The sequence below is a fragment of the Chloroflexota bacterium genome, from assembly GCA_013152435.1.
Lineage (GTDB): Bacteria > Chloroflexota > Anaerolineae > DUEN01 > DUEN01 > DUEN01.
Genome location: JAADGJ010000011.1, coordinates 1 through 7443, shown reverse-complemented (window position 1 = coordinate 7443; position 7443 = coordinate 1). Strand labels below are relative to the sequence as shown.

At 65.1% G+C, this 7443-nt stretch carries 7 protein-coding genes; 2 read left to right on the top strand and 5 right to left on the bottom strand.

The features are described from left to right. Window positions 1–498 precede the first annotated feature (498 nt). From GXP39_01145 to GXP39_01135, 3 genes are all read right to left on the bottom strand, one after another. Window positions 499–1506 (bottom strand): Gfo/Idh/MocA family oxidoreductase, encoded by a 1008-nt coding sequence (locus tag GXP39_01145; GenBank protein ID NOZ26645.1) that lies wholly within the window; start codon window positions 1504–1506, stop codon window positions 499–501. A 30-nt stretch (window positions 1507–1536) separates the two neighbouring features. Next, the gene (locus tag GXP39_01140) at window positions 1537–2304 is read right to left on the bottom strand and encodes a GntR family transcriptional regulator (GenBank protein NOZ26644.1); all 768 of its coding nucleotides are present in this window, start codon (window positions 2302–2304) and stop codon (window positions 1537–1539) included. A 148-nt stretch (window positions 2305–2452) separates the two neighbouring features. Continuing rightward, window positions 2453–3007, bottom strand: a complete 555-nt coding sequence (locus GXP39_01135; protein ID NOZ26643.1) for a YbhB/YbcL family Raf kinase inhibitor-like protein — start codon at window positions 3005–3007, stop codon at window positions 2453–2455. A gap of 273 nt (window positions 3008–3280) precedes the next feature. On the opposite strand from GXP39_01135, the gene GXP39_01130 reads away from it, so the two are divergent. Beyond that, window positions 3281–4081 carry a hypothetical protein gene (locus GXP39_01130; GenBank protein NOZ26642.1) on the top strand — a complete coding sequence of 267 codons (801 nt, stop codon included), beginning with the start codon at window positions 3281–3283 and terminating at the stop codon, window positions 4079–4081. A gap of 159 nt (window positions 4082–4240) precedes the next feature. Here the strand turns inward: GXP39_01130 and rsmD are convergent, their stop codons facing one another. Further along, window positions 4241–4828, bottom strand: a complete 588-nt coding sequence (gene rsmD / locus GXP39_01125) for a 16S rRNA (guanine(966)-N(2))-methyltransferase RsmD (protein NOZ26641.1) — start codon at window positions 4826–4828, stop codon at window positions 4241–4243. Between the two features lie 346 nt (window positions 4829–5174). Here rsmD and GXP39_01120 point away from each other — a divergent pair, with 346 nt between their 5' ends. Further along, window positions 5175–6092 (top strand): N(4)-(beta-N-acetylglucosaminyl)-L-asparaginase, encoded by a 918-nt coding sequence (locus tag GXP39_01120; GenBank protein NOZ26640.1) that lies wholly within the window; start codon window positions 5175–5177, stop codon window positions 6090–6092. An 88-nt stretch (window positions 6093–6180) separates the two neighbouring features. Here GXP39_01120 and GXP39_01115 read toward each other — a convergent pair whose 3' ends face one another. Continuing rightward, complete coding sequence (locus GXP39_01115; protein NOZ26639.1) at window positions 6181–7440, bottom strand: glycosyltransferase family 1 protein; 1260 nt, start codon at window positions 7438–7440, stop codon at window positions 6181–6183. Window positions 7441–7443: the final 3 nt, after the last annotated feature.

The window sequence follows — 7443 nt, the reverse complement described above, 5'->3', positions numbered from 1 at the left end:
CGCCGCACTCACCCCCAGAAACCGCAGCATCTCCCGTCGTGTGACGCACTTGCGCGCCATCTCGTTTAGCACGGACATCGCTCTCCCTCCTCAAGGCATGGAATGCAATGATCTCCCCGGGGATAGATACCGCATCCCGACACCCCTATATCTAGAGTACACCACAGCACGACACACTAGATATAGGGAATGGAAGATCACAAAATTCCTATCCTATCCTGAAACGCTGATTTCGCCATGGCCGGGGGCCCAGCGCACGCACAAGGCCCCACACACCTCTACGCCGACGGAAAGGACTGAACTCACGCGAAGGTCCCTCTTCTCCCGATTCACCTCCCTTTCTTAATGATTTGGAACGACGAGCGATGAACGATGAATGGTTGGCGAGAGCGTTGGATCTATGACCCTGATGCCTGCGAGGGATACTATGGGATCGATCCTGCAGCGTGGTATCACCTGCAGGTAGGAGGACGCGATGCGCAGGACAAAGCTTCGATGCTACGATCCGGGCTGATCCGGCCGGACCGGCTCGCCAGTCTCCAGCGACCGGTGAATAGCCACGGCCAGCGCGACCACGCGGCGCGCTGCTGGGCCGTCGATCAACGGCCTCTCCTGCGTGCGCACACATCGCACAAAGTGGGCGTCCTGGGCCATCAGCGCGCCCATAGTCCAGGGAGAGGCCGGCGCGTACACGGTATCCGGGAACCGGGCCGCTTCCTTCATCTCCACCCGGACGGCCCCCAGCGCCCCGTCCACGTAGATCTGCCCCGCCGTGCCGATGAGCTTAAATCCGGCGTCCAACAGCATGGCCCCGGGCGGCATGGCCCAGTGCACGTCCAAGCACCCCACAGCGCCGTTCTGAAACCGAAGTGTGGCGAGCACCCCATCGTCCACGCCGAGATCAGCCAGCGCCCCCCGGGCGCCTATCGCATGCACCTCCTCGACGGGGCTCTCGGCACACCACAGCATCATGTCCAGATCATGCACGCCCAGGAAGTTCACCACGGTGGTGCGTCCCCGGAACCGCAGGCCGGAGTCGATGAGGTTGTGCCGCCGGCCGTACATGTAGGTGAGCTGGCCGATCTTCCCGGAGACCACCGCCGCTCGCGCCTCCGCATACCGGGGATCGAAGCGCAGGATATGCCCCACCATCAAAGTGATGCCCGCCGTCTCGGCTGCAGCGACGATGGCATCCGCGTCCTCCAGCGTGGTCGCCAGCGGCTTCTCCACCAGGACGTGAATCCCCCGCTCCGCCGCGGTCACCACCGGCTTCCGATGCGCCCAGTCCGGGGTGCACACACAGATCGCCTCCGGGGCCATCTGATCCAACAAGGCATCCAACTCGGTGAAGGCGGGCACGCCATATCGGTCGGCCGTCCAACGAGCCCGTTCGCCATCCACGTCCATCACGGCGACGACCTGCGCCTCGGGCAACCGGTGGAAGGCCTCCACATGGCGCCGTCCCATGACTCCCACGCCGACCACAGCGACTCGCAGCGGGTTCATCGGGATCCCCTCCTTCCCCTTATCACACCCCTAATCGTCGTCGTACACGTTCCGCAGATGAAACACGTAGCGAGAGGTGTCGCCACGCACCACGGCCCGGCTGTACTCCACCACCCACCCCTCTTGCGAGGAGGCGATGACCTCCACCAGCATGGCAGGGGCCCCCTCCTGTGCGCCCAACTGCTCGGCCTCGTACGCGGTGAGGGCCACCGGCTCCAACGTCTGGATGGCCTCCGCCAGGGTCACCCCATAACGGGTGGAGAGGACGGCGTAGAGGGATTGCGTGCGGAAGTCCTCATCGACTAGGCCGGGGAAGCGATCGGCGGGCAGGTGGGTGGTCTCCAGCATAACCGGCTGACCGTCCGCCAGCCGCAACCGGGACAGGCGAACGACCGGGGTATCCGGCTGGACGCCCAGATGGCGAGCCACATTGTACGACGCGGGGACGATCTCACAGGCCAGCACGCGGCTGGTGGGAGCCCGCCCGGCCTGGATCATCCGCTGAGTGAAGCTGAGCGCCATGGGCTGCACCTGGCTCAGCTTGGGCGGCGCCACAAACGTGCCCACGCCATGCTGGCGGATCAGCAATCCATCACGTACCAGCTCGCTGATCGCCTGGCGCACCGTCAGCCGGCTGACCCCATACTGCTCGGCCAATTCGCGTTCGGGTGGGAGCATCGTGCCCGACCTTAGCTCACCGCTCTCGATCAGGTCCCGCAGGTTCTCCCGGATCTGATGGTAGAGCGGGATGACGCTGCTGTGATCAATGCGGAAGGCTTTCAGATCTGTCCGATCCACGAAGCGAGGTCCTGTTCGAATAGGTTAAGATGTCTGGTCGTCTAGAGGTGTAGAGGTCAATACCACTTCAGGCATACTGTACACCCAAACGCCCTATTTGTCAAGGGGGACCGAAACACCGAAATAGGAGAGGGCGGCGCGCCCCGGATCACCGACGGGTGTATGTCCCCATCAGCTCCGCCCGGGCCAGGACGTGTCCCTCCATGGCCTGCAGCAGCTGCTTCTTCGTCGCCCCCGGCGGCAGGTCGAGCATGGCATCCAGGGCGTACAGCTTGAAGAAGTAGCGATGGGTTCCGCCAGGCGGGCAGGGCCCGCCATATCCCAGGCGATCCCAGCTATTCCGACCATGCCGACTGCCATCGGGCAGCTCCGGATCGGCGGGGATCCCCTCGGCCAGGGCACGGGCGTCGGCCGGCAGGTTATAGAGGACCCAATGGACCCACGTGCCCGCCGGGGCATCGGGATCATCGAAGATGAGGGCGAAGCTCTGCGTGTCCCCGGGCGGATCGTCCCACTGCAGAGGTGGGGAGATATCGTCCCCATCACAGGTGTACGTACGAGGGATGGGCTGCCCAGCCTCAAACGCGCGGCTGCTCAGCCGAAACGAGGGTACATCAGCGGCCGGGGTAGGTGAAGGGGAAGAGCACGCCGCAGCGACGAGCAGCAAACCCACCAGAAGGAGTCGCACGGTTCCCATCTTCATCCCTCCTCTCGCTCGCCACGCCTCCGGGGCCCCAGCGAGATGACGGGATCGCCTCGCAGCCGGGGCCCTCTATCCCCGTGTGTCCACCATACGATAGCAGAGAACCTCTCAACGGGCAAAGGGAAGGGCTCTTCCCTCATATGAAGCTCTAATCTGTCTCTTGCGTCCCTCTAACGCATGCCGGTTAACAGAAAATATAGAGGAGCTCTCATGTCGGTCATCTTCACAGAGCTTCACGTGCTGTGAGGGAGACCACGAGAGGCAAGGGAGGTGATGACCATGCGTATCCTGGCGATCACCGACCTGCGTGGCGCAACGGAACGCGTGCCTCAAATCGTCGAGCTTGCCCGTGAGAAGAACGTCGACGCGGTCATCTTCTGTGGGAACATCGTGGGCGAGGATGCCCGTACCGAGGCGTTCCGAAAGGCCGATGCGGCCGGGAAAGCGCCTGAGATGGAACAGGCCGCCCTGGATGCGTTAGAGGAGGCGGCGGTACATGCCTATGAGGCCTTCTTCGACGAGATGGGCAAGCTGGATGTGCCCGTCATGGTCGTGCCCGGCCATCTCGACGCGCCGGAGCGGCTCTATTTCCAGGCCGCTCTCAACCACGAAGTGGTCGCGCCGAACATTGACATGATCCATCACTCCTTCGTGCCACTGCCCAGCGAGAACCTGGTCGTCGCCGGATTCGGCGGCGGGCTGAGCGAGGATCTACGAGAGAACCGCTTCGTGCTCGTCTATCCCGATTGGGAGGCCGAGTTCGCGTTCGAGTTCCTGCGTCACATCGAGCACGAGCCTATCCTGGTCTTCCACACTCCACCGAGGCGCGAGAACCTGGACCTGGAGAACGGCCAACACATCGGCCGACACGTGGTCGAGGAGATCATCAAGACATACCGGCCCAGGTTCGCCTTCTGCGGCAGCGCGTTGGATGGCCAGGGCACTGCGATGATCGGCACGACGCTGGTCGTCAACCCTGGTCCGTTGGCGAGAGGACACTACGCGCTGGTGAACACCCGGACCAAGGAGGTTACGTTCGGGCGGTTGCCGGAGCCGGAGAAGGTGACCGCCTGAGCGAAGGGCCACATCCATCCCTCGGCGCTTCCCCGTTCGATGCCGAATGGATCGAGCGGGGAAGCCTTTTTCATAAGTGAGATATCCTGGCACATCCCGGGGAACCCCATCAGGATCCCGTCGGAATCCCGGAGCAGATGGAGCATGGGAGCTCCACCCTCAGGCGCGCTCCTCTCGCGGCTCATCCTCGGGAGGCACATCAGCGCGGCAATAGAACCGCAGCAGCGTGCTCCCATAGCGGCGCTCGTCGTCCAGCTCCAGGTGGCGCAGGGGAACATCCTCGGCCTCTCGCGGGTGAATCTGGACGATCACGAGCCCGTCCGGCGCCAACACGTCCGGATGGGCGTCGATCTCCTCCAGTGCCTGCCGCCACATGCCGCGATACTGAGGAGGTGCCACATAGATGATATCAAACGGCTCCAGGCCCGGGCGGCGCAGGTAGGCGAAGGCATCGCCACGGATCACCTCCGCCCCGGCGGCCAGGCCGGTATCCCGCAGGTTCTCCCGGATGGTGCGCACCGCCCGGCCGTCCCGCTCGACAAACGTGCAATGCGCCGCCCCGCGGCTCAACGCCTCGATCCCCACCGCCCCCGTCCCTCCGAAGAGATCCAGGAACCGGCACCCTTCGATGTCCCCGCCCAGGATATCGAACAGGGACTCCTTCACCCGATCGGTGATGGGCCGCGTTCCCGAGCCCGGCACCGACCGCAGGCGGCGCCCCTTCGCCCGCCCGGCGATCACCCGCATGCCCGCCTCCCGCCGAGGATCATGAGATCAGGATCCCTTTACAAACGTGTCTGAAAATTTGGCAGTCTCCCTCATGGGTGTTGCCGGGGCAGGGGCGATTCATGAATCGCCCCTGCCCACAGGTAGGCGGCGGCCGATAAATCCTCCATCTGGGAAAAGGCCTCCAGGAGGCGCCATTCGTGCAGCGCTGCCCGCAAACCTGCCTTTCTCGGCCCTGCAAGGGCCATCCCCTCCCGATTATAGCACCCCGAGCAGGGCGGGCCAAACATTGGTGTCATCCCCAAGCTGTGCTACAATCGACCCACATCATCCCCAGGCACATATCCGGACACACGAGGAACGACCCATGCGAATCGTACTGGCCAACTCGGAAGGTGGCGTGGGCATGAGAGCGGCCGTTGACGCCCTGCTCGACGGCCGCCCCGCCCTGGACGTCGTGGAGTCGGGCATCCGGCCCGTGGAGATCGACCCGAAGGTGCGCAGCGTGGGGGTGGGCGGCTGGCCCAACCTGCTGGGGGAGATCGAGCTGGACGCCAGCATCATGGACGGCCGCACCCTACGGACGGGCGCCGTGGGCGCCCTGCGCGGCTTCCTGCATCCCATCTCCGTCGCCCGACAGGTGATGGAGCGGCTGCCCCACGTGCTCCTGGTCGGCGAGGGCGCGGCGCGCTTTGCGGCCGAATGCAACGCCGAAACCGGCGAGACGCTGACGGAGGAATCCCGCACCGAGTGGGAGGAATGGCTGCAAGAGCACATCCCGCCCGAGGTATGGGAGCAATGGCCCGACATCCCGCTGGCGCCGTGGGCCCGCCTGACCGCCGATCCGGAGACGGCCGGCGGCACCACCGTCTTCCTGGTCAAGGACGGGCAGGGGAACCTCGCGGCGGGCGTGAGCACATGCGGATGGGCCTTCAAGTACCCCGGCCGGCTGGGGGACTCCCCCATCATCGGGGCGGGATGCTACGCGGACAACCGCTACGGGGCAGCCGCCTGCACGGGCATGGGCGAGCTAGCCATCCGGGCGAGCACGGCCCGCTCCGTCGTGCTCTACATGAAGATGGGCATGAGCGTGGAGGAGGCCTGCCACGAGGCGGTCAACGACCTCCGGGCGCTGGATCGGACATACCGGGGCGGCGTGACGATCCACGCCATCGACGCCGACGGACGGCCGTACGTCATCGCCATCGACCGGGCGGATCCGATCTACTGGATCTGGGAGGAGGGGATGAAAGCGCCCAGGCGCCGTGAGGCGGTCATCGGATAAGGGATCCGCTTTCCCTTCCCCGGAACATGGAGGATAAAAGAAAGCCCCAGCGTCCTTGAGACGCCGGGGCCCTTTTTTCAGGATGCTCTCAACACGAGGACATGCACGGGGCCATGGCAGGGTGAGGCACCAGCTCGTGATACAGATGGACGATCTCCCGGGCGATCACATCCCAGTGATAGCGCCGGGCGGCCTGGATCGCCTGACGCCCCAGCCGCTCCCGCAGATCCCGATCGGTCAGGATGCGGATCAACTCCTCCGCCAGCGCGTCCGGATCCCGCACCGGCACATGGAGCCCGGTGATCCCGTGACGCACCGTGTACGCCAGCCCCCCGACCCGGGAGGCGATCACCGGGGTCCCACACGCCATCGCCTCCAGCGCCACCATGCCGAACGATTCGTAATGCGAGGGCATGACCACCACATCGGCCGCCGAATAGTAGAGCGGGAGCGTCTCCTGAGATCGAGCGCCCAGGAATGCCACCAGGTCCTCCAGCCCCAGGCTGCATCGCAGCTCCCGCAACCGGAGCATCTCCTCGGTCATGCGCGCCGGATCGTCGCCGGCGTCGCCGCCGATAATGGCCACGCTCACATCACGCGCCCCCCGGGGGAGCTGCAGGGCCACGCGCGGCATCGCCCGGATGAGCGTGTCAATCCCCTTCAGCGGCTCGATGCGTCCCACAAACAGGATCAGCTTCTGATCCCTGGGCAGCCCCAACGCCTCACGAGCCTCCTCCTGCGGGATGGGGTGGAAACGCTCCAGGTCCACGCCGCACGGCACCACGACGATCTTCTCCGGGCTCGCGCCATACCACTCGATCAGTTGCGTCCTCTCCACAGGGCTGGCCGCCACCAGCCGATCTGCCGAGGCAACGATCTCATGCTCGACCCGCAGGCGCAGCTCCTTCTCCCGCTCCTCCGGGCGCTGCGCCACCTGATTCTTCAGATGCCCCAGGGTGTGAAACATATGCACGATGGGCACATCCCATCGGGGAGCGAGCGCCTGCGCCACCGCGCCCGATAGCCAGTAGTGGCTGTGGATCAGATCATATCGATGCCCCTTGAAGCTGGCATACGCCTGCACGCCATCGATGAATTGGGGCAGATGATCGTACACCTTGTACTTGTCATACGGGCGTTCGGGGCCGGCGGGCACATGGATCACACGGCAGAGGGGCCCCAGCTCGTGGCTGACCCGGACGACGCAGGGGTCCTGCGAGCGCGTGAACACGTCCACGGCGATCCCCATCCGCCCCAGAGCCAGCGTCAGGTCGCGCACATACACGTTCATCCCGCCGGCCTCTTTTCCGCCCAACGCGGCCAGCGGGCAGGTATGAACGCTCAACATGCA

Excerpts from the sequence above, each read along its gene's own strand:
- rsmD (NOZ26641.1), bottom strand. The coding sequence starts at position 4,828 with ATGCGGGTGATCGCCGGGCGGGCGAAGGGGCGCCGCCTGCGGTCGGTG.
- GXP39_01135 (NOZ26643.1), bottom strand. The coding sequence starts at position 3,007 with ATGAAGATGGGAACCGTGCGACTCCTTCTGGTGGGTTTGCTGCTCGTC.
- GXP39_01120 (NOZ26640.1), top strand. The coding sequence starts at position 5,175 with ATGCGAATCGTACTGGCCAACTCGGAAGGTGGCGTGGGCATGAGAGCG.
- GXP39_01115 (NOZ26639.1), bottom strand. The coding sequence starts at position 7,440 with ATGTTGAGCGTTCATACCTGCCCGCTGGCCGCGTTGGGCGGAAAAGAG.
- GXP39_01145 (NOZ26645.1), bottom strand. The coding sequence starts at position 1,506 with ATGAACCCGCTGCGAGTCGCTGTGGTCGGCGTGGGAGTCATGGGACGG.
- GXP39_01130 (NOZ26642.1), top strand. The coding sequence starts at position 3,281 with ATGACCATGCGTATCCTGGCGATCACCGACCTGCGTGGCGCAACGGAA.